The following is a 24,895-nucleotide window of genomic DNA, read 5'->3' on the forward strand; positions in this document are numbered from 1 at the left end:
CTATTTGGTATTTTATCCATCATTACAACTATGTTTTGAGCCAATGAATATCTAATCACTACATATTTATCACTACCCAAAAATGATTCATGAGGAATTAAATTAGGCGAGAATTGAGCAAAAAAAGGCAGCATCATCGCTAAAAGCGAAAGAAAGAGCAAAATTATTGGATAGTTTAAAAGGAAGTAAATATACATTGTTAAAAGCAGAAAGTGACTTATCTAGCGAACAAGAAATAAAATTAAAACAAGTAAAAGATGCTTCACAAAGAGTAGGAGCTATGCACACTTTAAAAGAAGAGCTTCACTCTTTATTTGAAAATAATAATTTTGCTAACGGGATATTAGAATTAACAGATTGGTTAAAAAAGGCACAACCATACTATAAAAAGAGTGTAGAAACAATCAAAAGATGGTTTGGAGAGATTGTGGGGTATTTTGAAGAAAGAACAACTAATGGGATAGTAGAGGGAATTAATACTAAATTAAAGCTATTAAAAAGGTGTGGCTTTGGATTTAGAAATTTAAGAAGTTTTGAAATACGGGCATTACTTTTTTGGCATTTTCCTGAAAAATTAGCACAATAAGTACGGAAGAGCCGGTTTTTAGACGATTTATTTATTGATCAATAGTTTTAGTTTATTGATAAGAGTTAACGAAAAATCAAGGATTTAAAAAATAAATTTCCATGACTTTCCGTCATTTGATTTCCAACTCGACTTGTGTGTACACGGTAGGTCTAAAGCCAGGGGCCCGGCGGGCTCGTCTTTCGGTCAGAAACTTTTTTTTGCCACTCCAAAACTTTTCAAGGTGTGGTTTGTCCAGATTTATTGGGTTTTGGGTAAGTTTTTCAGAGCGGATCTAAAATTCCCGTAAAGTTCCACCCCCTTTCGCAAAACCCTTCCTAAGATAGAAGTTAGGGACGATCGACCTAAAAGCCGATTCAGGAGCAAGTGTGAAGCACCTGAAAAATCCCAAACGAGCGAGCCACAAGACAGGGAGGACATCAAAATCATGGTAAACGCGCCAACAGGGGAAACCCGTATCGGCCAGACCGAACAGGTACAATCCTTAGACCGCGATTGCACAACTCTATCCCGTCACGTACTCCAGCAACTCAAGAGCTTTTCAGCAGATGCTCAGGATCTCAGCGCTCTGATGAATCGCGTCGGCTTGGCTGCTAAGCTGATCGCGCGCCGACTCAGCAGAGCCGGGTTAATGGCAGATACTTTAGGGTTTACAGGGGCTGTGAACGTGCAGGGAGAATCCGTCAAAAAGATGGATGTCTATGCTAATGAAGTGTTTATCTCGGTATTCCAGCAAAGCGGACTTGTCTGTCGCTTGGCTTCCGAGGAAATGGAAAAACCCTATTACATTCCTGAAAACTGTCCGATCGGACGCTACAGTCTGCTCTACGACCCCATAGATGGTTCTTCCAATCTTGACATCAATCTCGATGTCGGCTCAATATTCAGCATCCGCAAGCAAGAGGGGGACGATGCAGACGGTTCTGCCTCCGACTTGCTGCAACACGGACACAAACAAATCGGCGCCGGCTACGTACTCTACGGCCCCAGTACCATACTGGTTTATTCGATCGGGCAGGGCGTTCATTCCTTTACCCTCGACCCCAGTTTGGGCGAGTTTATTCTAGCCACCGAAAATATACAAGTTCCCTCACGCGGCCCGATTTACAGCGTTAATGAAGGCAACTTCTGGCAGTGGAAGGAATCTTTGAGGGACTACATTCGCTACGTGCACCGCAGCGAAGGTTATACCGCCCGCTACGGCGGGGCTTTGGTGGGAGATTTCCACCGGATTTTATTCCAGGGAGGCGTGTTTTTGTACCCCGGAACGGTGAAACAACCCGAAGGCAAATTGCGTTTGCTCTACGAATCGGCTCCTTTGGCGTTTTTGATCGAGCAAGCCGGCGGGCGCGCCAGTACCGGCACTCAAGACATCTTAGACGTAGTGCCGACCAAACTGCACGAGCGATCGCCCTTGATTATCGGCAGTAAAGAAAATGTCGCGATGGTCGAGTCTTTTATTCAAGATCGATCGCGCAATTCTCGCACAGTCGAATCATAGACTTGCATTGCTTTCAGTCGCCGGATCGTCCAATTATCTGCGTTTATCTGTGTTTAAGTAATCGCACAGAATTAATTACATACAGCTTCTTTACGGAGGAAGGCTTGTAGCCAAAATTTTGTGTAATTAATTGTGTTCCACTACTTATCTGCCTTTAATCTGCGGTTGTCTCAATCAAATATCAAATAGTAGGAGCGAAAGTAATGACGAAAACAACAACGAATCACCTGTTAGAAATCAAAGAAATTGGCCAAAGTATCTGGATGGACAATTTGACTCGCGATCTGATCGAGTCCGGCGAACTCAAACAGATGATTGAAAGTCGGGGACTGCGCGGGATTACATCTAATCCGGCGATTTTCGAGAAAGCGATCGCGGGTAATGTAATTTACGACGCGGATATCGAAGCGGGCATCCGGGCGGGCAAATCTGTGATGGAGATTTACGAATCTCTGGTATTTGAAGATATCCGCAACGCTTGCGACATCTTCGCCCCAGTTTACGCAGAGTCGAAGGGTTTGGACGGTTACATCAGTATTGAAGTGCCACCGACGATCGCCAATGACACAAAAAGCACGATTAGCGAAGCCATGCGCTATTACAAAGCCCTCGGCAAACAAAACGTGATGATCAAGATTCCCGGAACCGCTGAAGGGTTGCCGGCAGTGGAGCGAGTCATCAGCGAAGGGATTAATGTTAACGTGACTTTGCTGTTCTCGGTTGACAGCTACGTCGAAACCTTCTGGGCTTACATTCGCGGTTTGGAAGCGCGGGCGGCTAAAGGTTTGGATGTGAGCAATGTTGCTTCTGTTGCCAGTTTCTTCTTGAGCCGGATCGACAGTAACATTGATGGCAAGATTGACGAGAAACTCAAAAACGTTACCGATATTTCCACCAAAGCCAAACTGGAAGCGGTGAAGGGGAAAGTGGCGATCGCCAATGCGAAGGTAGCTTACCAGAAGTATAAGGAGATCGTCGCGAGCGATCGTTGGCAAGCTTTAGCAGCCAAAGGAGCCAAAGTCCAGCGCTTGCTGTGGGCTTCCACCAGCACCAAAAACCCCAACTACAGCGATGTGATGTATGTCGATGAATTAATCGGCCCCGACACGGTTAACACTTTGCCACCGAACACTGTGGAAGCTTGTTTCGATCACTGCGATGTCGCGCCCAGGATTGAGAACAATGTTGAAGAAGCTTACACCCTGCTCGAAAGTCTCAAAGATCGCGACATCGACATCAACTTGGACGAAGTGATGGCAGACTTGCTCCTGGACGGGATCGAGAAATTTGTCAGCCCCTTCCAATCCCTGATGGATTCCTTGGAAGAGAAAGTGAAGAAGCTCGCACCCGTGTAGTGAGCGGGTTTGTATCGGTGAGGGCAGAAACTCTCAGGAGTTTGAATAGATAATCATTTTGCCTTCTAACTGCTGAGATTTAAATCCTCTCTAGGAAAAATGAGCGCAATTGCGCTCATTTTTCCCCGAAAGAAAAATCTTTCTGTCCTATAGCAGGAATCTCGACAGATATATAACTCGAATTTTCCATCTGCAACCGCTGAGGTATGACTGTGAGGGGAGCGCAAAATTTGTCAGCCAACTCCAATCCTGATGGATTCCTTGGAAGAGAAGGTGCAAAAATTGTCACCAGTCTCCTAGAGACATATCTGTATCCTGAAAGGCAGAAGCATTTAGGAGTCAGAATAGATAATCATTTTACCTCCTGACTGCTGAGATTTAAATCCTCTCTAGGAAAAATCTTTTCTGTCCTTGATCTGGAATTTAGCCAGAGATACAACTCGAATTCTTCATCTCCAACCGCTGAGGCATATGCAGACTACCAATACGCTAATAGAGAGTGAGTATGGAACAGACCAACTTGATGTCGCTGAACGGGCGCGACTTCAAGAACTGGAATCCATTGTAGAAAATGGACTTCAGATATTTTATGAAGTGGGGAAAGCCCTTGACGAGATTCGCGAACTCAAACTCTACAGGGAAACCCACAAAAGTTTTGAGGGTTATTGCCGGGAAAGGTGGGCGATAGCCAGACGGACAGCCGATCAGTTTATTGGTGCGGCCCGGGTTATAGAAAATTTGAGCGCAATTGCGCTCAAAATTCCAACAAAAGAAAATCAAGTGCGTCCCTTGGCGGGACTCCCGCCAGAATTACAAATCCAAATCTGGCAAGAGGCGGTAGAATCATCGCCCAATGGTATGCCAACTGGTGCAGCCGTTAAACGTTTGGTGGAACAGCGATTTCCATCTCTAGGAAGCGATCAAACTCCCAAGGATAGTGCTTCAGAATTGGAGAAATTGCGATCGGACAATCAGCGCCTCAGACAGCAAATCCGAGATCAAAACAAAGAAAGGGATAGGCGTGCTGCTGCGGTGGCTTTAGAGTTGGAGCAATTGCGAGCCGAAAACAGGCAACTAAAAGCTGAACTACGACAACGCGATCGAGATTGGGAAGTCCGACTGGCTACTGAAAGGGTTAAAATTCGGGCGGAAGTTATAGCGGAACTCAGAGAGGAAATCCGGGCGGAAGTCAAAGCCGAATATGAAGGGCAGATTAACTCTCTGACTCAGCAATTAGCAGAAATGACGGCAAACTATCACGCGGTATTGGCAAGATTAACAGCACTAGAACAAGGAAAGTAAATAATGGTAGCGATACTTGAAAATCCACTGCGGGTCGGTTTGCGAAAAGAACGGGTGCCGGAACCACAAATTCTGGTAATCTTCGGAGCTTCTGGGGATCTCACCCAGCGCAAACTGGTACCAGCAATTTATCAGATGAAGCGCGATCGACGTTTACCACCGGAAACTACCGTCGTGGGAGTAGCCCGCCGCCCTTGGAGTCACGATTACTTCCGAGAGCAAATGCGCGAAGGCATTGAAGAATTTGGTGGCGGTATTGGCGATGAGGAATTGTGGCAAGATTTCGCTAAAGGTTTGTACTACTGTCCGGGCGACATTGACAACCCCGAAAGCTATCAAAAACTCAAAACTTTCTTAGCGGAACTCGACGAAGAAAGGAAAACTCGCGGCAATCATATATTTTATCTGTCGGTTTCCCCGAACTTTTTCCCAGAAGCAATTCGACAACTGGGGGAGGCTCAAATGCTGGCCGATCCAGTAAAACACCGCTTGGTAATTGAAAAACCCTTCGGCCGCGACTTGAGTTCGGCAAAAGCTCTCAACCGTGTGGTGCAGAAGGTTTGCCAAGAACAGCAAGTTTACCGGATCGACCACTATTTGGGTAAAGAAACGGTTCAGAATTTAATGGTGTTCCGGTTTGCCAACGCGATTTTTGAACCCCTGTGGAACCGGCAATTTGTCGATCACGTACAAATTACCGTTGCAGAAACAGTGGGCGTAGAAGACCGGGCGGGTTACTACGAATCCTCTGGGGCGTTGCGGGATATGCTGCAAAACCACTTGATGCAGATTTTCTGTTTGACGGCGATGGAACCGCCGAACTCCCTCGATGCTGACAGCATCCGCACCGAAAAAATGAAAGTTCTGCAAGCAACTCGCTTGGCAGATTTGAATAACTTGGAGTTTTCGGCGATTCGCGGTCAATATTCCGCAGGGTGGATGAAAGGCAAACCAGTTCCCGGATATCACGAAGAACCGGGGGTTGCTCCCAATTCGACAACGCCGACTTTTGTGGCGATGAAGTTTATGATTGACAACTGGCGCTGGCAGGGAGTGCCTTTCTACCTGCGTACCGGTAAGCGGTTGCCGAAAAAAGTTAGCGAAATTGCGATTCAGTTTCGGGAAGTGCCACTGTTAATTTTTCAGTCTGCCGCCCAACAAACTGCTCCTAACGTTTTGACGATGCGGGTGCATCCCAACGAGGGAATTTCGCTGAGGTTTGAGGCGAAAATGCCGGGGCCGGATTTGCGGACGCGGACTGTGGATATGGATTTCAGTTACGGTTCTTCCTTTGGGGTGACATCTTCGGATGCTTACGATCGCCTTTTGATTGATTGTATGCTGGGCGACCAAACTTTGTTTACTCGTTCTGATGAAGTAGAAGAAGCTTGGCGGGTGGTAACTCCGGCGCTGATGGCTTGGGAATCGTCCAACGATCAAGGTTTGGTGCCTAAATACGAAGCGGGTACTTGGGAACCGACGGAGGCAGAACTGCTAATTAACAGAGACGGCCGCAAGTGGCGACGACTTTAAGAGTAAGAGTCATTAGTCAGCAGTCATTAGTCATTGGTCAGTTGTCAGTTGTCAGTTGTCATTAGCTAGAAGTAAAGAGTAAGAGTCATTAGTCAGCAGTCAGCAGTCATTAGCTAGGAGTAAAGAGTCATTAGTCAGCAGTCAGTAGTCATTAGTTAGTAATTGGTGATTTAGAATCAATTACTAACTAATAGATCTCTTGCAAAAATCCGAAAATACCCTGAAACCATCTGCGTCAATCGGTGTTTATCTGCCCGATATCTGCGGTTGCTCTATGACTAGAAGATTTTTGCAATCTTGTCTAATGACCAATGACCACCCTTCGGCTTCGCGATCGGGCAAGATGACCAATGACTAATGACCAATGATTAATGACTAATGACCAATGACCAATGACTAATGACCAATGACCAATGACCAATGACCAATGACTAATGACCAATGACCAATGACCAATGACTAATGACCAATGACCAATGACTAATAAGAAAGGAGACAAAATTTATGACGATGACACCGATGAAAGCTCCGCCTTTGGTTTCGCTGCAAAATCCTAAAGATGTGTCGATCGACCAAATAGAGGCAGAACTGAGTCAAATCTGGGAAAGTTACAAAGAAGCTGGGTCAAAGGGCGATTTTCCGATCGCGACTAGGGCAACAACTTTTACTTTTGTAGTCTACGAACCGGAAGAAACTCAGCATTTATTAGCGGATCTAGGATTTTACGAAGGGCCGATTGACGGTATTAGCGGGCCGATGACGGCATCTAGCATCAGGGCTGCTCAAAAATCTTACGGAATGCCGAGAACTGGCAAGCCTAGCGCTGAATTGCTGGCGACTTTGCGGGAAGAAGTGGCTCACAAAAATGCCAAGGGAGAGCTTTTGGGTTCGACTGGCTTGGGTTCGGCGGGTTCGGGGGTTGCGGACGCGATCGTAGCTGCGAATCCCTGCCGGATTATTGCTCTGTGTCCGACGGCGGGGGAAGACACGGGCGTGCAGGCTCAAGTAGCTGCTTATTGTCCGGTTCACAAGCGCGACAGCGGCAATCTGATCTGCTGCGAGTATATTACGCTCCGGGGTACGGAAGCTGCTCTGGAACGGGTGAGCGCGATCGTGACGGCGCTGACGATCTCGGATTTGCCGACGCTGCTGTGGTGGAAAGCTCATCCCGATGCCGATCGAGGTTTGTTCCAGCGGCTGGCGGAAACTAGCAGTTCTGTGATTATCGACTCTAGCAGCTTTGCTGAGGAGGAGGCAGAGTTGCTGTTGATGCAAAGTTTAATAGAGGAAGGAATTCCGATCGCCGATCTGAATTGGCGCAGGCTGGCGGCGTGGCAGGAATTGGCTGCGGAGGCTTTCGATCCGCCGGAACGTCGGGCGGCAATTCAAGAGATCGATCGAGTGACAATCGATTATGAAAAGGGCAATTCTAGTCAAGCACTGATGTATTTGGGCTGGCTGGCGAGCCGGCTTGGGTGGCGTCCGGTTGCTTTCAAACAGGAAGAGGGCGACTATCAAATCAAGCGAATTAAATTTGCGGGTGCCGACGAACGTGTTGTAGAAGCTGAGTTAGCGGCGATTCCAACTGCTGATACAGGCGATGTACCCGGCGATTTGATTGCTCTGCGTCTGAATTCTACGAACGAAAACGCTGACTGCGGTACGGTTCTGTGTTCCGAAACCGGCGGCTGTATGCGGATGGAAACGAAAGGTGGTGCTCAGACCGCTCGATTTAACCAAGTGACTCCTCTGTTTGACCAGGTGACGGAACAGTTGCTCGGCCAGCACTTGAAGAGTTGGGGCCGGGATGTGCTTTATCAGGAAAGTTTGGCGGTGACGGCCCGGATGCTGAAATTGGCTAAGCGGTAAAGAGAAGGAAGAAGGAAGAAGGAAGAAGGAAGAGGGATTGAGTTAATATTCAGTGGGGTAGGCAATGTCTGCCCTACTTTTATTCTTCTCTTTTCTTCCTACCCTACCCTTCGGGAACCCCTGCGGGGAACGGGAACGGCTTCGCCGAACGCGCTCTTCGCGTCTTCGCGGTTCGTTAAATAGTTATTATTTGAGCGGTTCGAGAGCAATACTCATAACTTTATCAACTGTCTATTTTTATGAGGAAAGATTGCATAAATCTTTGATTGATACAGAAACCGCAGATGCAAGGCAGATTAACACAGATAAACGCAGATAATTTTATGATTGAAAAGTGATTTTAGCAATCTTATCTATTATTTATTGTAACTAAGTAGAACTATGAGTTTAGTAATTGCTGGCGAACGCAGCGGTGTGGGAAAGACTACTGTTACGATCGCCATTTTAGCTTATTTAATCCGCCGCGGCTTGAATGTGCAATCTTTTAAGGTGGGCCCGGACTACATCGATCCGATGTTTCATGCTTTTGTGACTGGCCGCCCTTGTCGAAATTTAGACCCGGTTTTAACGTCTGAATCTTATGTGCAACAGTGTTTTTTCCGTCACGTTCAAGATGTCGATTGCGCTTTGGTTGAAGGGGTAATGGGTTTATTTGATGGGGTGTCTCAAAAGAAGGAAGAAGGAAGAGGGAAGAAGGAAGAAGGAAGAGGGAAGATGGAAGAAGAACAAAAATATGCTATTTCTTTTGCTTCTACGGCTCATGTTGCTTGTTTGCTGAATTTGCCGGTATTGTTTGTGATAGATTGCAGCCGGCTGTCTGGTTCTGTGGCTGCGATCGCCCACGGTTTTCGTTCTTTTAACCCAAATCTTAATTTCGCTGGCTTGGTGTTGAATCGGGTGGCTAGCGATCGACATTTGGAGTTGCTTACAGATGCTCTAAAACCGCTCAATTTACCGATTTTAGGGGTTTTGCGTAGGGATGAGGCTGTTACTATTCCCGATCGCCATTTAGGCCTGATTCCGGCTGAGGAGTTGCCGAATCTTCGGGCTGCGATCGATAAATTGGCGGATTTGGCTGCTGTTAGTTTTGACTGGGAGCAACTTTTGCCTTTGTTGGCTGCGACTCCTATCGGGGGGGGTGAGGGGTCTGAGCAACTTTCGGGTAGATACAGTCTCCCTTACGATATTATAACTAAAAAAGATGATGTTGTCAACTGTTTGGGAAAACAATTTGGAGTGAGGATTGCGGTTGCGCGCGATCGGGCTTTTAATTTTTACTATCAGGACAATCTTGATTTATTGGCAGAATTGGGTGCCGAATTGGTCTTTTGGAGTCCGTTGGATGACTCGGTTTTTCCTGACAACGTGCAAGGGTTGTATTTTGGTGGCGGTTTTCCCGAAGTGTTTGCTGAGGAATTGAGCAATAATGTTTTAATTCGGGATGCTGTCAGAAGTGCGATTTTTGCGGGAATGCCGACTTATGCGGAGTGTGGCGGTTTGATGTATTTGTGCGATTCTATTGTAGGCTTCGATGGGAATTCTTGGCAAGGGGTGGGTGTTTTGCCTGCTGCTGCTGCGATGGGAAAGCGGTTGACGCTTGGATACCGAGAAACTGTGGCCGTGAGGGATAGTTCGGCGTTAGTTGTAGGGGATGTGGTTTGGGGACATGAGTTTCATCGATCGCACTTAACTGTAGAACCGACTAATCCAGTTTATCACAGTTGGAGGTACGGCAAGCGGGGGGAAGTTGAGCAGGTTGGTGAGGGTTGGGGGGTTTATCAAGTTCATGCTTCTTATTTGCATTTGCATTGGGGGGCGAGGCCTGATATTCCGGCTCGGTTTTTGCAGCGGTGTGCTGAGTTTGATTGTAATGCTATTTTGGGCGAGAAGGTGAATTAGATTTTTTTAACCACAGAGGGCGCAGAGGGCGCAGAGAGGGGATATAGAGGGGTATTTGTATTATGCTTTTGATGGGATGAGCGAGGTGATGTTGGGATTGTAATGCTATTTTGGGCGAGAAGGCGAATTAGATTTTTAACCACAGAGGGCGCAGAGGGCGCAGAGAGGGGATATAGAGGGGTATTTGTATTATGCTTTTGATGAGATGTTGGGATTTATGACTACATTAGTTTCGGTTAAGCAATTGTCGGCACAATGGATAACATCGGAGAATTTTCGGAGTTATGGTCAAGTTATTTCTGCGAGTTTTGATGGTAAGTTTTTTGATGATGAGGATGCTCGGTTAAATTTAAGCAATGGTATGCCTAGATTTTACATTATGCGGTTGCATGAGAACGGTCGCAAGTTTGGTAAAATTACTCGGCACGTTGAATGTACTCAGTGTTTGGGCGCGCTGGATGGGAAGAGTTGGTTGATGGCTGTTGCGCCTCCTGGGGATAGCGATAAACCGAGTTTGGAGGATATTGTTGCTTTTCGGATTCCGGGTAGTTGTTTTATTAAGTTAGATGTGGGAACTTGGCACGCTGGGCCTTATTTTGATGCGGATTTTGTGGATTTTTATAATCTGGAATTGAGCGATACTAATGTGGTCGATCATTTTAGTTTTGATTTTGTGAAGCATTACAATCTGGAATTTGAGATTGTCTAAATCCCAAAACAGCACCTAAAAATCTTTAGGTAATCAAGTTATGAAAATTCGTTGCATTGCTAAAACGGGTGAATGTCTCCCTGAAAATTATATAGATCCGCCACGCGGCTACACTCCAAAAGTCGAGTTACCACTAACAATAGACAAGGAATATGTTGTTTATGCTATCCGAGAATGGAAAGGAACTGTTTGGTATTATATCTGCGATGGTAATTACAGCTATTATCCCATCCATAATCCTGCACCGATGTTTGAAGTGGTTGACAGCAGAGTTTCTAAGTATTGGCGGTTTGAACTTTCGCCCAATGGATTGTTAATGATAGCGTTTGAAGAGTGGTTGACTGATCCTTATTTTTATGATAAGCTGACGGATCAGGAAGAGGCAGAGGTTGAGATTTTTGATAAGGTTAAGGAATTAATGGATGCTGAAGATTTTGATTTGCCTCCGCTGGATGTCGCTGTTGAGAAGTTGCGGGAAACTGTCAGTGTTTGAGTTGGGCAAAGAGTGCAGGTAAATTTAGTCTTTTTGGCTTGACTCACATACCTTTAAATGGTATCAGATAGGAAGCAGCAGAAATTTGTTTAAAAAATGAACAAAAAACTTGAATCCAATAATAACTATGAGATACTAGACGGCGATGATGTTTTGTTATTCGATAAAGCTACTTTTCTGGTACGCAGGTTTGAAGAGCTAGTCACTAGCCAGTTTATTGAGATACTCGATCTTATTGCAATAAGGGAATCTCGGGGGAAATCAATAATTAATTGGATGAAAGAGCTACGGATCAACGAAGAAATAATAATTAATGCAGGAGATGTAAACTGGAACTCCCCTCAAGAAGGAATAGATTGTCAAGTTCTCAAAATTGGTTATAAGGGTTGGCAAAAAGGAAGGCTTCAAATAAAAGTCAATGAAAATTTTCAGTCTGGGAAAACTCAGGTATGTATAAAGTTTTGTCCTGATGAACCAGCAAAGCAAACATCACCTTTAGATGATATCAGACAATCCGAGGAATACAAAAAACTGAGCAATAATAACTGACTGCCCGATCGCGATTACAATACAATAATCGATCGCACTTATATCTGAAGCTTAGATTTTTAACCGCAGATGAGGGCGGATGTACGCGGATGTACGCTGATGTTTTTTGGGAGGGACTCATGGTAAATATAGAAGAATATGTCGATCGCACATCCGAAATGATAAACTTACCCATCAAACCCGAACATCGGCCTGGTGTTGTGGTAAACTTCGAGAGGATAGCTGCGATCGCCCAACTCGTTACAGAATTTCCTTTACCCCCAGAAATCGAAGCTGCACCAGTGTTTCAACCTTGATTTTTAACCGCAGATGAACGCAGATGAAGCCCAATTTTTAGCAAAAGCGGATGCAGTCGCCACAGCATCGGCGGTTAAAAGTGGTAAAATTACAGCGACAGCGGTTGTGAATGCTGCTTTAGAACGAATTGCCGATCGAGGTAAAACACTCAATTGCTTTACGGCAATTACCGCAGAAAGTGCGATCGCAGCAGCCGAAAAGATAGATAATGCGATCGCACGCCACGAAAACCCAGGCCCCTTAGCAGGCGTTCCCTTCGCAGTCAAAAATTTGTTCGATGTCGGTGGAATTACGACCCTAGCCGGGTCAAAAATCAACGCTGACAACCCTCCCGCTACTCAGGACGCGGCCGCGGTCGCCCGACTCAAACAAGCTGGTGCAATCCTTGTAGGTACGCTCAACATGGATGAGTACGCCTACGGTTTTGTTACCGAAAACAGTCACTACGGCGCGACTCGCAATCCCCGCGATACTGCGCGCATCGCCGGCGGTTCTAGTGGGGGTTCCGCAGCAGCAGTCGCCGCCGGTTTAGTACCTTTCAGCCTCGGTTCTGATACTAATGGTTCCATCCGCGTCCCCGCTGCTTTGTGCGGTGTGTTTGGGTTTAAGCCTACTTACGGCCGTTTATCAAGGGCTGGCACTTATTTGTTTTCGAGTAGTTTGGATTGTGTGGGGCCGTTTGGGCGATCGCTCCGAGACATGGCGCTACTGTACGATATCCTACAAGGCCCGGACGATCGCGATCCTGTTTGCACCCAGCGCCCGCCAGAACTTTGTTCGCCACAGTTAGATATAGGAATTCAAGGATTGCGAATTGCGGTTGCTGATGGGTATTTCGCGACAGGGGCCGAACCGGAAGCTTTGGATGCTGTAGAAATAGTTGCTAAGGCCTTGACAAATGCCTTAAAATGTGGTATGAAAGCAGAAAAAACAACAACAAACCCCCCAAAAATTGGAGGGCTTGCAACTGTCAGCATACCGGAATCCGATCGCGCGAGGGCGGCAGCGTTTATAATTACGGCTTGCGAGGGTGGAAACTTGCATTTAGAGAATTTGCGATCGCGCCCTCAAGACTTTGATCCGGCCACGCGCGATCGTTTTTTGGCTGGAACCCTGATTCCTGGGACGTGGTACGTGCAAGCGCAGAGATTTAGACAGTGGTATCGCGATCGAATTCGCGCCATATTCCAACATACAGATATCATTCTCGCACCCGCAACCCCGATCGCCGCTCCTGAAATTGGTGTCGAGAAAATGGTCATCGCCGGACAAGAAATATTAGTGCGTCCCAATCTAGGACTGTTCACCCAACCCTTATCATTTATAGGCTTACCCGTTCTTTGCGTGCCCGTACAGCGGCCCGGCGCTTTGCCCTTGGGGGTACAAATTATCGGTGCCCCCTACAGCGAAGCGGTGATTCTCCGAGTCGCTGCGGTACTAGAATCGCAAGGCATTATATCTGCCGAATCAATTTAGTGCTATTTCTAGGGTTTGTTGTTGCGGTGGAAGCGTCTCTTAGTCCTTCTGGCTATAGCTTTGCGCTTCTGCTTTTCGAGGGGGGTTTCAAAGTGGCGGTGTTTTCTCATGTCGGGGAAAATTCCCGCTTTGGAAACTTGTCGCTTAAACCGTCGTAGGGCTGACTCAATCCCTTCATTTTCGCCGATTACAACTTGGGTCATTCTTTCTCCTTAATGTTTGTTAGATCAAGTTTTATCATATCAAGCTTTCTGGCAACGCGACCTATTGGATGTCGGGCGATCGACCAAAACCTCAAAATTATACCAAATCCGCTGCTACCGGCACTCTTAATTTTTTAGTCCGCGGAGGCGGACTTGGTATGTGTAGCCGCGAATTCTATTCGCCCGGTTCTAATCGGTTTGGGCGATTAACTGATTTTCCTGCCGCAGGTAAGCTTGAATAAACGAATCTAATTCGCCATTCATCACATCTGCGATAGCGGTGGTTTCCACCCCAGTCCGCAAATCCTTGACCATTTGGTATGGGTGAAACACGTAATTCCGAATTTGCTGGCCCCAAGCCGCCTCTACCATGTCGCCCCGAATCTCGGCAATTTCCGAAGCCCGCTGTTCCTTCGCAATCACCAACAGGCGCGCTTTCAGCAGTGCGAGAGCTTTTTCCTTATTTTGTAACTGACTGCGTTCTTCGGTACAGCGGACAGCCAAGCCTGTCGGAAGGTGAACGATGCGGACAGCCGTTTCTACCTTGTTAACGTTTTGTCCGCCCTTGCCGCCTGCGCGGGAAGTTGTGATTTCTAAGTCTTTTTCTGGGATATCCAATTGTACCGATCGATCGAGCACCGGCATCACTTCCACGCCCGCAAAACTCGTTTGACGCTTATCATTAGCGTTAAACGGCGAAATTCTGACCAAACGGTGAGTGCCTTTTTCCGACCTCATGTAGCCGTAAGCGTAGCGGCCGAGAATTTCCAAAGAAGCAGATTTAACACCTGCTTCCTCTCCCTCAGAAATCTCCATTAAATGCACTTTATAACCTTGACTTTCTCCCCAGCGGGTGTACATCCGCAGCAGCATTTCCGCCCAATCTTGAGCATCCGTGCCGCCCGCCCCGGCGTTAATTGTCAAAACCGCGCCGCCTTCGTCGTAGGGCCCCGATAGCAATTGTTGCAGTTCCCACTGGTCAAGTTCGCGGGTTAACTGAGAAAGACTCGATGAGGCTTCTTGGAACAGGGACTCGTCGGCTTCTAACTCCAGCAGTTCTAAAATAGCTCTAGCGTCTTCTAGGCTAGTCTGCCAGCCGTGATATTGGTCTAAATGAGATTTTAAGTCATTAAGTTCTTGGAGGGTTTCTTGAGCTCGATCTTGGTCGTCCCAAAATGCTGGTTGGGCGCTGATTTGCTCTAAGTCTTGAATTTTGGCTGTGAGTGCGGGGATGTCAAAGATAGTCCTGGGTTGTACCCAGTCGATCGGACAATGTTTGGATATTGTGTTTGATGTCTAGAACTTCCACTGTGAATTTTCCTAGTTGTGGGGTGTTATATTAATTTTAGCTTGCTGCTGACTTGTTGTTGCACAAATACTAAGAAAGATTTTTTGACCGCAGATGAACGCGGATGAACGCGGATCTTTCTAAATATACTGCGAACCTGTGGAATTGAAAGTTTTGCCGCATTCGTGAGCGCATACATCCAACCTTTTGGAACATGAAAAACTTTTTGTGAGGTCTTCGCGAAACCAATCACAGGCGATCGCATCTTTGATAGATTTAGTTCTGAGAGAATTAAATCCATCGCCGTACTTTTCAATTAAAGCCAGCATTTGGGGTCTGTAAGTGTCGTTATAAATAACGTATTTGGTATGGCTGACCCAACAGCAAGGCCAGAGTTCTGCTTCAAAAGAAATAAAAATATCTTTGCTGGCTTGAGTTTGACAGCTAATTTCTACGTTGCGGTAGTAATTGTTTAGGCTACCAAATGTTTCTACAGCTTGGATAAATTGGTCTCCCTGTGGATTTTTATATTGTTCCAATGATGGGGGTTGGAGTTCTTGGCTGGCTGGCTGTGATCGGACAGGAAGAGTTGGTTCTGGTGCTTTAGAGGTTTCGATAGCTATAGCTTGATACCAAGCATAATTTGCTTTTTCTGGTTGCCCCAACTGCGTCAACACTTTAGCTAAATTGCGATAAGCTCCGGCAAAATTGGGTTTAAGCTCGATCGCCTTTTGGTAATAAGCACTAGCTGGCTGCCACTGTTGCTGTTGAGCATAAAGACTGCCTACATTAGCATAAACTTCTGGAAAATTAGGCTGAATTTCGAGTGCCTTGGCGTAACAATCTGCTGCTGCTTGCATCTTCCCCAAACCTTGAAAAGCGTTGCCTAAAGTTTTGCAGGCTGCTGCAAAATTAGGCTGAATTTTTAGGGCTTGTTGGCTGGCTGCGATCGCCTCTGAGAGCTGTCCTTGTCTCAAACAGTCCTCCGCTTGTTGGTGCAAGCCAACAGCGGTCTGTGTTTGATTCTGAGGGGCTGACGCATTAGTTGTTGCTGGTTGGTTGGGGCGATCGCTCTTAGCATCTACCTGAGAGTTTTCTGCCTTCTGAGGCTGTTGATTTGCCGACTCTTTGTCATAAATCTCTTTCGCCACAAAACGAGAGGTAGCTTTTGGTACAAACTCGATAAATCCTAGTTGTTTGGCTAAATCCCTAGCTGCTTCTACTTGGTGCTGGTTGTGTTCAAATATCAAGTAGTGCCAGACTGCTTTTCCGCCAGCTTGGATAAAGGCATTAACAGATTGCATTATCCTGTCCCAGTTGGTATTTTGGCGGTAAATGCTGTTAGTATCAGCCAATCCGTCGATGCTAAAAGTTACGGTATCGTGTTCTCCTGTCATTGTCTGTGCCAGGGTGCGCCACCAGTCTGGGTTACGTCCGCTACCGTTGGTGTACAGACCAATCTGAGGAACTCCCATGCGGTGCCAATATTCGATCGCAGGAATTGTGGTATTGCTAGTCATAGCATCCCCGTAGTTGCCGCACATATATATCAAATCCAATTGAGAGCAAAACTCTTGTGGGAAAATTCTCTCAATATCTTCAATCTTTAATTCTGCTGCGGGCAAAATCGGGTTGTCAGTGCGGGGACACTGCGGGCAAGCTGCATTGCACCGGGAAGTAATTTCTACGCTGACTCTCCTGATATCTTCATATTTTAAGTACATGAGTGTTCTCCTATTGATTTGTGATTAATGTTGAAATTGCGATCGACAGCATGAGATGACAAGATTTTTGAGCGATCGGTTAAAAATTCAAATTATACCTCGATTCATCTGTGGAGTAAATCTAAAATTGAAAATCTCAAATCGACTGACGGCTATCTTGGTTGTAAATCTTAATCAAAAACCGCAGCCGGATGTCGATCGCGCTACGGTTTTTTTTAAGCTAAACCTTCAATGATTAATCGCGGCCGTTGATAGCAATCATCAGGCGCAGAATGAAGATGAACAAGTTGATGTAAGTCAAGTACATCGACAAAGCGGCTGGCAAATATTGGTCATCGCGGTAACTGCGGGGCAGAATGTAAAAGTCTACAATCGCAGCGCCAGCAAATATAAACACGCCGATGCCAGAAATGCCAATTTCCAACCAGGTTGGGGTGTAGACACCGAAAAACGACAGCAAAAATTGACCGCCAACGACGACTAACAAAGCAATCACACCTAAACTGATGGTTTTGGTGATGGCCATGCCGTCTGTTTCCGACAAGTTAGAGCCAATTTGGCGGGCGGCGATAAAGGTAATGCCACATCCGAGGGCTGCAAAACCGATGCCAGCAATGCCGACTCCTTCGTTTCTGAGTGCTACAGACACCAATCCGCTGAGGGTGTAGCCGGTAAGCAGGCTGTAGGTTACTAGGAGGGGTAAGGCGGTGCTATTGTTACCTTTTTCGGCGACACCGCGAACGACAAAGAACAGAATTAATTGTAGGACGATCGCGCCAATAAACGTGGGAAAGAAGATTCCGGGATAGTTGCGGATGACTCCGAGGCCACCGTAGGCGCCGACAGCGGTTAAGACAAGTCCGCCACCGACGAAGGGGAGGGCGTTGGAGATGACGTTGGGGCCAACCAGCGCGTGGTTTTTGGCCTCGCGCACGGCTTCGCGGAAGTTGCTGGTGTTACTCACGAGGATTTACCTAATTTTGGCTGAGATTTGCTATCTATATTTTGACAGCTTTATAGCCGGTTGACAAAACCTGGAATAGTTTAAAGATTTGATAAAGAATGGGTGAGATCACTTCCAGGTAGGAAGTAATTGTTTATAATCAGCGGCGTACAAGTAAGTCTGTGCCGTGTCTTCGTTATCTGGGGACGATCTCTGACACGGTTGTCGATCGTCTTAGAGCTATAATTGAGGTTAAAGTGTCGGCGCTATCTGCGGCGATGGGCAAGCTGAAAGTCGATCGAATTGCAGGTAGCACAGGTCAATCAATTTGGAATTTGGGATTTACCATTTGGGATTGATGACTGTATGCTCGAAGCAGGGGCCGCAGTGGATTTGAGGTTTTTGATTGGCGACGCGAGTTGAAACTAGGGACAGGAAAGCCCAATAATCTAAAATCTAAAATCTAAAATCTAAAATCTAAAATCTAAAATCGATTCGGTTAGTTGCTCGCAGTAGCTCACACAGGGAATTTCCAAAAAAATAACGATCGAGAGATTGAGTTCGATCGACAAAATGCTAAATAGGTAATGTCCAATGCCCACATTTTTTGCTCACAAATTATTGCCACCTGCCGCCGGAATTCTATTGGCTGCAACCGCCGTTATTTCCGGGGGTCAAGCTGCCGTTGCAGCTAATGTCCGAGCCGTTTATACCGCTACTTCAGGGCCTGGTTCAGAAAATTTGCTGCTGGCTCAGACAGGTCAATCCCCCCAAGGTATCATTTCTCCAAGCCCCAGCCCGGTAACGGTAAACCGGGCGGCTCTGCCCGTGAGAATTCCTGAGCCTTCAATGCTGGCGGGGTTGGGTTTAGTTGCCGGTTCGCTGGCGGTGACTCGCCGGAGAGTCAGTCGATTTTAGATTTTAGATTGAAGAATTTTAGATTGACTCCACAGATGAATCTGGGAGCTTGAACTTTGGTCTAAAATTGGGATCTCCACTTAGGAGCGTCGGGGGAAGAGCCGAGGGGAACACAGGCGGGATGCCCGTGCCCTCAAAAATGCGGATGAAATCTCTATTTAAGAATTTTAGCCGATCGCGTCGCGGAGAGCATTTTTAGTCATCGCTGCGATCGACTGTTCAGAAGCCTTCGGCAAATGATAGTATTTTCCGCCAGAAGTCTTAGCCAACTCCTTCGCAAAACCAGTCGAAATAAACTTACTCTCAGTATCAATCACCAGCAACTGCATTCCCAACCCGCGAATTTTGGCAGCAATTTCCAACAATTCCTTCTTAATATCCGGCTTTTCGCCATCTAAAATCGGTTCACCCAAAGAACGAGCCAAAGGAATATTACCGCGTCCGTCAGTAATCGCAACAATCGCCACTTGACCAATATCTCCAGACTGCCGCGCGTTAACTCCCACGCGCACCGCCTGCGTCAAACCGTGGGCGAGGGGCGAACCACCGCCGCAGGGCAACCGCTCCAAACGCTTGCGGGCTAAGGCTATCGAGCGAGTCGGCGGTAGCAATACCTCTGCTTGTTCTCCACGAAACGGAATCAGCGCAACTTGGTCACGACTTTGATAAGCTTCCGTGAGTAACTGCATGACTGCACCTTTCGCCGACTGCATCCGATTGAGAGCCATCGAACCCGAAGCATCCACGACAAAGACGACTAAAGCTCCAGCTTTTCTCGCCAAGCGCTTCGCCCGAATATCTCCCTGTTCCACAAATACGCGCTTTTCTCGATTTGGGCTGGAACTCGCCGTGGGTTCCTGGTCTGAATTCCTTTGGCGGCGGGCTTTTTGGTAGGGTGCGGCGGCGCGGAGAGTCGCGTCAACGGCGATGCGCCGGACGGGGCCTTTGGGCAACATTGGCTTGACGTAACGGCCTCTATCTTCGGAGAAAATGGTGCTTCGGCTGCCGGATTTGCCTTGGCGGTTGGCGGATTGGGCGAAGAATAGCACGTCGGGGTCGAGAATTACGCCTTCGGGGTCGAACAGAAATTCTTCGGGAATGGTATCTTTTTCTGGTTCTTCTTCAGGCTCCGGTTTGTCTTCATCCTCTTGGTCTTCTTCGTCTTCTTGTTCGTTTTCGGGTTCGTCTTGTTCTTGTTCTGACTGCTTTTGTGGCGGTGGCGGCGGGGGAGGAGGAGGTGAGTTTTCGTCTGGGGGAGTTTGGATGACGGTGGCGCGGGGTACGATGACTAATTCTACGGCGCGGCGCAGGTCTTCGGCGTTAACTTCTGTGCGTCCCTCAATGGCGGCGCAGGCTTTGGCGACGCGGACTGCGAATATTTCGGCGCGGTGTCCCTGAACTACGCCACGGATAGCTTCTTCGACTAGGTAGGCAATTTGTTCGCGGCTGATGGTGACATCTTTGAGCCATTCTCTGGCGAGGATGATTTGGGTTTTGAGGTTGTCGGTATCTTCGCTGTATTGGTTGAGGAATTCTTGGGGGGAGCTGGAGTAGGATAAAGCTTGTTCTACTGCATAGACTCTTTCTTCTAGTTGGAGTGCTGCGTCGGCGGAAAGGACGATCGCGATGCGATCGAGTAAATGTTCTCTCAACGGCCCTTCTTCAGGGTTGTAGGTGGCGATGAATAGAGGTTTGCAAGGGTGTTGGAAGCTGATGCCTTCGCGCTCTATTTGGTTGCGCCCTTCGGTTAATACTGTGAGTAATTGGTTGGAAATATTGTCATCAAGGAGGTTAATTTCGTCTACATAAAGTACGCCTCGATTTGCTTGGGCTAAGAGTCCTGCTTGAAATACAGTTTGACCAAATCTTACAGATTGTTCGACATCGACGGAACCTAAGAGTCTGTCTTCGGTGACACCCAAAGGAATTTGAATGAATGGTGTGGGAATTATTTCTGTATTTGGGGAATTAGTATCGGTGTGGGCATCTTGCCCGCTTGCTTCTGCTAACTCTTGCCCGCTTGTTTCTGCTAACTCTTGCCCGCTTGTTTCTGCTAACTCTTGCCCGCTTTCTTCTAATAAAGAAGATGTGTTTTCTACAAAAATTTCATCTGGTTCGGCGTTGCAAAAAGAGTCTTTAACAATTTCAATTGGTGGGAGTAGGGAATGCAAGGCGCGGGCCATTACTGATTTTGCTGTACCGCGGCGGCCTGCGATCGCAACTCCTCCCAATCCGGGATCGACTGCTGCTAATAGTAGGGCTAATTTGATGGCTTCTTGCCCGACTACGGCGGTGAGGGGAAAGGCTGTGGTGGAAGGGCTAAGGTTGGCTGCGGGCATAGGATTTTGGGCTGTAAAAATTTGAACTTAATGTTTAGTTTACTGGTTGAAGGATTTTGACTTCTAGGGGCAGAATCACGGTAAAAGTTGAGCCGACTCCGATTTCTGATTCTAGCTCGATTTTGCCTTGTAGCAGTGTCACGAGCCGCGATACTATGGCTAATCCCAGGCCGGTGCTCTCGGTAGGAAATTTGTGTCTGCTAGGTTCTCCTGCTTGAAAGAAGGCGTCAAAGATGCGATTTTGATCTGTGGGGGCAATGCCAATACCAGTATCTGTAATTGCGATCGCCCAATGTTCTGCCCCAGCTTGACGGCAGTGTAATTCGATGCTACCGGATTCTGTATAGCGAATGGCATTACTCAGCAGGTTGGTGACAATTTGTTGCAGCCGCTGTCCGTCGGCGACTACTTGTTTTGGGGCGCAGTCGCTGGTAACTGCGAGCTTTAGTCCTTTAGCATCAGCCATTGGCTGCATCATTTCTACTACGGTGTTAATTATAGATTGTACATTAGTTTGCCGCAGGTTAAGTTTAATTTTTCCGGCGTCGGCGCGAGAAAGTTCTAGGGCGTCGTTAATCAGGCGCAGCAACTGTCTGCCGTTGCGCAATACTCGCTCGATGTGTTCGATGCCGGGGAGGGTATCTTTGATTTCCGATTGCCATTTTTCTTGGCGCAAAAACAGTTCGGAATAACCGATAATTGAGTTGAGGGGAGTTTTGAGTTCGTGAGCTAAATGGTAGACGTTTTCTTGATTGACGCTGACGAGGCGATTCAGTTCTTGATTTGTGAGTTGTAACTGAGTTTGGATTTGTTGAAGTTCCCGCAGCCTCTGAGCGACGTAGCTATTCAAACACTGAGCAATTGCTTCATCTACTACGGCATCTATGAGCCGAAAAGCTCTGAATACTTCGGCGGTGGTTCCTGCTAGCAATTCTGCTTCTAATTGGGAGAATATTACTTGACGCAATAAGTGGTATTCCCGGGCTACTTCTGCAGCGTCGTAGCCTTGTTCTGCTCTGAGAAATCCGTGATCTAAACTGGCTTCAATTATTACTATTATTTCGCTGTTTTGATATTGGGAAAGCACTGTGGCCATCGCGGCCAACAGGTGAGGTATGTGATCCTCTATTGCTGAGTGCGTTAAGGCGTCAGCACTTTCAATTTTTCTGTCCTGACGTACTGCTGCAATCCAGTTTTTGACGATAGTATCGGTTTTGTCGGCGAGCACTTGGCTGTAGTCCATGATGTCTGCGTGGGGGTTGAGTTTGGCAGATGTTGCCCATGCTTCATTGTAGTTGAGCGATCGCCCGATCGACATACCAAACTTCGGGCGATCGCAACCCTGCCAAAAGAAGTAGTTTTGAGGTAATTTTTTCAGGAGTGCCGGATCTCTGTCGAGCGGTTGATCCCAGCTTGTCAATGCCAAAAATAGCACTTAAACTTATTGACATAATAGCCATAAAGTAGTATAATCCCTCAAACCGAGAGTTGGGAATTTTTAAGTTTTAATTTTGTCAGGGGACTCAATGGAAAACGTGCAAGCTGCGATCGCTGTGGCAACATTTATCGGTGTAGTTTTCTTAATAATTACAGAATGGATACACCTCACAATTGCGGCATTCCTGGGAGCGCTGATTCTGGTGTTTACCCACGTGATGACGTTAAAGGATGCGATCGAATATATCGATCGCAGTCACGGAACGCTGGGCTTATTTTTCGGAGTGATGGTCATGGTGAGAGCCTTTGAGCCGACCAAAGTATTCGATTATTTGGCAACTAAAATGGTGTTGTTGGCTAAAGGCAAAGGCAAAAATCTCTTGCTGGGAATTGTCGCAATTACAACACCTATTTGTGCAGTTTTACCCAATGCCACAACAGTCATGTTGCTAGCACCGTTAATTCCGCCAATAGCTCAAGAAATCGGGGTAGATTTTGTACCATTACTGATTTTAATGGTATTTGTAGCTAACAGTTCTGGATTGCTGACGATCGTGGGAGATCCGGCGACATTCATTGTCGGCGATGCGATTAACATGAGTTTTGCAGATTACCTAACTCAATTAAGTTTGGGCGGGGCGATATCAGTAGCAGCTTTAGTAGCTATATTACCTTGGCTGTTTCCCGAAATTTGGCGAAAAAAATTAGACAATTTGAATAATTTGCCACAGCCAACAATCAATCACCCGCGAATTTTAGTAGTGGGCGGCTTAATCACAGCTTTCGTGCTGGTATTTTTTGTAGTAGGAGAGTCTCTGCCAATACCAATTTCACCGGCGGCGGTTGCTTTGTTGGGCGCTGGTTTGGCAATGCTTTTAGCTCACCATTCCAAAATAGATACTGTTAACAATATTTTGCGGGATTTAGATTGGAGCACGCTGTTATTTTTTATGTCGTTTTTTGTGCTAATTGGCGGTTTAGAAAAAACCGGAGTCATTGGCAGTATGTCAGGATTTTTAGCAGTTGTTTTAGGTAAAAATATTTTTCTGGGTTCTTTAGGTTTGTTATTTTTTGTGGGTTTGATGTCAAGCGTAGTGCCAAATATTCCGTTGGTAGTGGCGATGGTGCCACTGTTAAAACAGTATGTGGTGAATGTCGGCCTCGCACCGACAGAAGTGCTGAATCCAGATTTTGCAGGCCAGTTTCCACCTGCTGTACTACCGCTGTTTTATGCGATGATGTACGGGGCAAATTTAGGCGGAAACGGCACTTTGATAGGAGCTTCTTCTAATGTAGTGGCTGCGGGAATTTCGGAGCAGTACGGACGGCGGATTTCTTTTCAAACTTTTCTGCGTTACGGGCTTCCGGTGATGGCGGTGCAATTGGTGGTGGCTGCTGTTTATGTAACTATTCGGTTTTTGATTTGAAGAAGTCATTAGTCATTAGTCATTAGACCTCTTGCAAAATAATTTTATGATATAATGGAAAGTTTTGCTTTACTGGATTGAATCCAAAGTCTTAACTTATTTTTACTCTTGCCTTGCTAGAAACAGGATAAAATAGTAGAAACTTATATTGGTTGTTGCACAATCAGTAAATCATGAAAAATCAATCTTATCTAAAGAGAGACATCTCATCAATTTAAACGTAGATTTGGTGTCAAAATTCAAACCTTAAAAGTAATGGTTAAAGCCTTGGAAGAATTCAGGTCAGAAAATCATAAAGACAGAAGAGGGCGTGGGACTATCCTAACTCTTGAAGAACAGGTCTTAGTCGCATTGGAATATTGGCGAGAATATCGAACATATTTTCATATTGCGACAAATTGGGGAGTATCTGAATCAACTATTTGCCGAATTGTAATTGACATCGAATCAACTTTAATGAAAACGGGAAAATTCCGTCTGACTGGGAAAAAAGCATTACTCAAAAACTCTGATTATCCAGCAGTCGTGGCGATCGATGTCACAGAAACAGCTATTGAACGACCAAAAAAAAAACAGAAAAAATATTATTCAGGCAAGAAGAAATGTCATACCCTCAAAACTCAATTGGTCATTAATCAAGAGACAGGAGCAATTATTTGCACTGCTTTTGGGCAAGGACATTGCCACGATTTTAGCTTGTTTAAAAAAAGTAAAATTCATTTTCATCCCGAAACAGATAGCTTACAAGATAGTGGGTATCAAGGCATAAAAGATGATCATTCCAATAGTTATATTCCTAGAAAGAAACCTAAAAATGGAAAACTTTCTCTCTTAGAAAAAGACTACAATCGAGTTCTAGCACAAGAAAGAATTGTTATTGAACACGTTAACCGGAGTCTGAAAATTTTTAAAATCTTGTCGAGTCGTTATCGGAATCGTCGTCGCCGCTATGGTCTGCGTTGTAATTTGTTATCAGCAATTTATAATTATGAGTTAGCTCTAGGGGGATTAAATTGAAAACCTTGTATTATAGCATAGATTTTTTTT

Annotated in this window: 22 protein-coding genes and 1 pseudogene; 16 read left to right on the plus strand and 7 right to left on the minus strand. The window is 46.3% G+C overall.

Features of this window, described 5'->3' with window-relative positions:
* On the minus strand, positions 1-197 hold a 197-nt coding region (locus tag QUB66_RS01330), incomplete at its 3' end, for a hypothetical protein (RefSeq protein WP_332971189.1).
* Between QUB66_RS01330 and QUB66_RS01335 the strand changes: the two genes are divergently transcribed.
* From QUB66_RS01335 to QUB66_RS01390, 12 genes are all read left to right on the plus strand, one after another.
* Positions 197-586, plus strand: a complete 390-nt coding sequence (locus QUB66_RS01335; protein WP_332971191.1) for a transposase — start codon at positions 197-199, stop codon at positions 584-586. The genes QUB66_RS01330 and QUB66_RS01335 overlap by 1 nt on opposite strands.
* A 427-nt stretch (positions 587-1,013) precedes the next feature.
* Positions 1,014-2,087, plus strand: a complete 1,074-nt coding sequence (gene fbp / locus QUB66_RS01340) for a class 1 fructose-bisphosphatase (protein WP_265238686.1) — start codon at positions 1,014-1,016, stop codon at positions 2,085-2,087.
* Positions 2,088-2,290: 203 nt separating this feature from the next.
* Positions 2,291-3,442 (plus strand): transaldolase, encoded by a 1,152-nt coding sequence (tal, locus tag QUB66_RS01345; protein WP_265238688.1) that lies wholly within the window; start codon positions 2,291-2,293, stop codon positions 3,440-3,442.
* Between the two features lie 471 nt (positions 3,443-3,913).
* A complete protein-coding gene (locus tag QUB66_RS01350; protein ID WP_332970477.1) occupies positions 3,914-4,744 on the plus strand; it encodes a hypothetical protein in 831 nt (276 codons plus the stop codon).
* Positions 4,745-4,747: 3 nt separating this feature from the next.
* Positions 4,748-6,277: a glucose-6-phosphate dehydrogenase gene (zwf, locus tag QUB66_RS01355; RefSeq protein WP_265238692.1), complete on the plus strand. Its 1,530-nt coding sequence runs from the start codon at positions 4,748-4,750 to the stop codon at positions 6,275-6,277.
* A gap of 504 nt (positions 6,278-6,781) precedes the next feature.
* A complete protein-coding gene (gene opcA / locus QUB66_RS01360; RefSeq protein WP_265238694.1) occupies positions 6,782-8,146 on the plus strand; it encodes a glucose-6-phosphate dehydrogenase assembly protein OpcA in 1,365 nt (454 codons plus the stop codon).
* A gap of 381 nt (positions 8,147-8,527) precedes the next feature.
* The gene (locus tag QUB66_RS01365) at positions 8,528-10,045 is read left to right on the plus strand and encodes a cobyrinate a,c-diamide synthase (RefSeq protein WP_332970479.1); all 1,518 of its coding nucleotides are present in this window, start codon (positions 8,528-8,530) and stop codon (positions 10,043-10,045) included.
* Between the two features lie 217 nt (positions 10,046-10,262).
* Positions 10,263-10,754: an ureidoglycolate lyase gene (locus QUB66_RS01370; protein WP_332970480.1), complete on the plus strand. Its 492-nt coding sequence runs from the start codon at positions 10,263-10,265 to the stop codon at positions 10,752-10,754.
* 40 nt (positions 10,755-10,794) lie between these two features.
* Positions 10,795-11,247, plus strand: coding sequence for a hypothetical protein (locus QUB66_RS01375; RefSeq protein WP_332970481.1), 453 nt, complete (start codon positions 10,795-10,797; stop codon positions 11,245-11,247).
* A gap of 96 nt (positions 11,248-11,343) precedes the next feature.
* On the plus strand, positions 11,344-11,796 hold the full coding sequence (locus QUB66_RS01380; protein ID WP_332970482.1) for a KGK domain-containing protein: 453 nt from the start codon (positions 11,344-11,346) through the stop codon (positions 11,794-11,796).
* A 119-nt stretch (positions 11,797-11,915) separates the two neighbouring features.
* Positions 11,916-12,092, plus strand: a complete 177-nt coding sequence (locus tag QUB66_RS01385) for a DUF4089 domain-containing protein (protein ID WP_332970491.1) — start codon at positions 11,916-11,918, stop codon at positions 12,090-12,092.
* Positions 12,093-12,105: 13 nt separating this feature from the next.
* Entirely contained in the window at positions 12,106-13,569 is a 1,464-nt protein-coding gene (locus tag QUB66_RS01390) for an AtzE family amidohydrolase (protein WP_332970483.1), read from the plus strand.
* 8 nt (positions 13,570-13,577) lie between these two features.
* On the opposite strand, the gene rpsU is transcribed toward QUB66_RS01390, so the two are convergent.
* From rpsU to QUB66_RS01410, 4 genes are all read right to left on the minus strand, one after another.
* On the minus strand, positions 13,578-13,772 hold the full coding sequence (gene rpsU, locus QUB66_RS01395; protein WP_006632476.1) for a 30S ribosomal protein S21: 195 nt from the start codon (positions 13,770-13,772) through the stop codon (positions 13,578-13,580).
* 189 nt (positions 13,773-13,961) lie between these two features.
* Positions 13,962-15,081, minus strand: a protein-coding gene (gene prfB, locus QUB66_RS01400; protein WP_332970484.1) for a peptide chain release factor 2 whose coding sequence is annotated in 2 segments (ribosomal slippage) — positions 13,962-15,008 and positions 15,010-15,081 — 1,119 coding nt in all. Because the reading frame shifts where the segments join, the coding sequence is not laid out codon by codon here.
* 119 nt (positions 15,082-15,200) lie between these two features.
* Entirely contained in the window at positions 15,201-16,784 is a 1,584-nt protein-coding gene (locus QUB66_RS01405; protein ID WP_332970486.1) for a tetratricopeptide repeat protein, read from the minus strand.
* Between the two features lie 235 nt (positions 16,785-17,019).
* The gene (locus tag QUB66_RS01410) at positions 17,020-17,748 is read right to left on the minus strand and encodes a Bax inhibitor-1/YccA family protein (RefSeq protein WP_265238711.1); all 729 of its coding nucleotides are present in this window, start codon (positions 17,746-17,748) and stop codon (positions 17,020-17,022) included.
* 161 nt (positions 17,749-17,909) lie between these two features.
* Between QUB66_RS01410 and QUB66_RS01415 the strand changes: the two genes are divergently transcribed.
* Both QUB66_RS01415 and QUB66_RS01420 read left to right on the plus strand, forming a co-directional pair.
* The gene (locus tag QUB66_RS01415; protein ID WP_265238712.1) at positions 17,910-18,086 is read left to right on the plus strand and encodes a hypothetical protein; all 177 of its coding nucleotides are present in this window, start codon (positions 17,910-17,912) and stop codon (positions 18,084-18,086) included.
* 235 nt (positions 18,087-18,321) lie between these two features.
* On the plus strand, positions 18,322-18,645 hold the full coding sequence (locus QUB66_RS01420) for a PEP-CTERM sorting domain-containing protein (protein WP_265238713.1): 324 nt from the start codon (positions 18,322-18,324) through the stop codon (positions 18,643-18,645).
* 167 nt (positions 18,646-18,812) lie between these two features.
* Here QUB66_RS01420 and bchD read toward each other — a convergent pair whose 3' ends face one another.
* Positions 18,813-20,984, minus strand: a complete 2,172-nt coding sequence (gene bchD, locus QUB66_RS01425; protein WP_265238715.1) for a magnesium chelatase ATPase subunit D — start codon at positions 20,982-20,984, stop codon at positions 18,813-18,815.
* A gap of 34 nt (positions 20,985-21,018) precedes the next feature.
* Positions 21,019-22,419: a sensor histidine kinase gene (locus QUB66_RS01430; protein WP_321161642.1), complete on the minus strand. Its 1,401-nt coding sequence runs from the start codon at positions 22,417-22,419 to the stop codon at positions 21,019-21,021.
* Positions 22,420-22,510: 91 nt separating this feature from the next.
* Here QUB66_RS01430 and QUB66_RS01435 point away from each other — a divergent pair, with 91 nt between their 5' ends.
* Together QUB66_RS01435 and QUB66_RS01440 are read left to right on the plus strand one after the other, a co-directional pair.
* The gene (locus QUB66_RS01435; protein WP_332970490.1) at positions 22,511-23,848 is read left to right on the plus strand and encodes an ArsB/NhaD family transporter; all 1,338 of its coding nucleotides are present in this window, start codon (positions 22,511-22,513) and stop codon (positions 23,846-23,848) included.
* 210 nt (positions 23,849-24,058) lie between these two features.
* A pseudogene (locus tag QUB66_RS01440) lies at positions 24,059-24,865 on the plus strand (IS5 family transposase); the annotation flags it as partial.
* Positions 24,866-24,895: the final 30 nt, after the last annotated feature.

It is taken from the genome of Microcoleus sp. A2-C3 (genome assembly GCF_036706065.1).
GTDB lineage: Bacteria > Cyanobacteriota > Cyanobacteriia > Cyanobacteriales > Microcoleaceae > Microcoleus.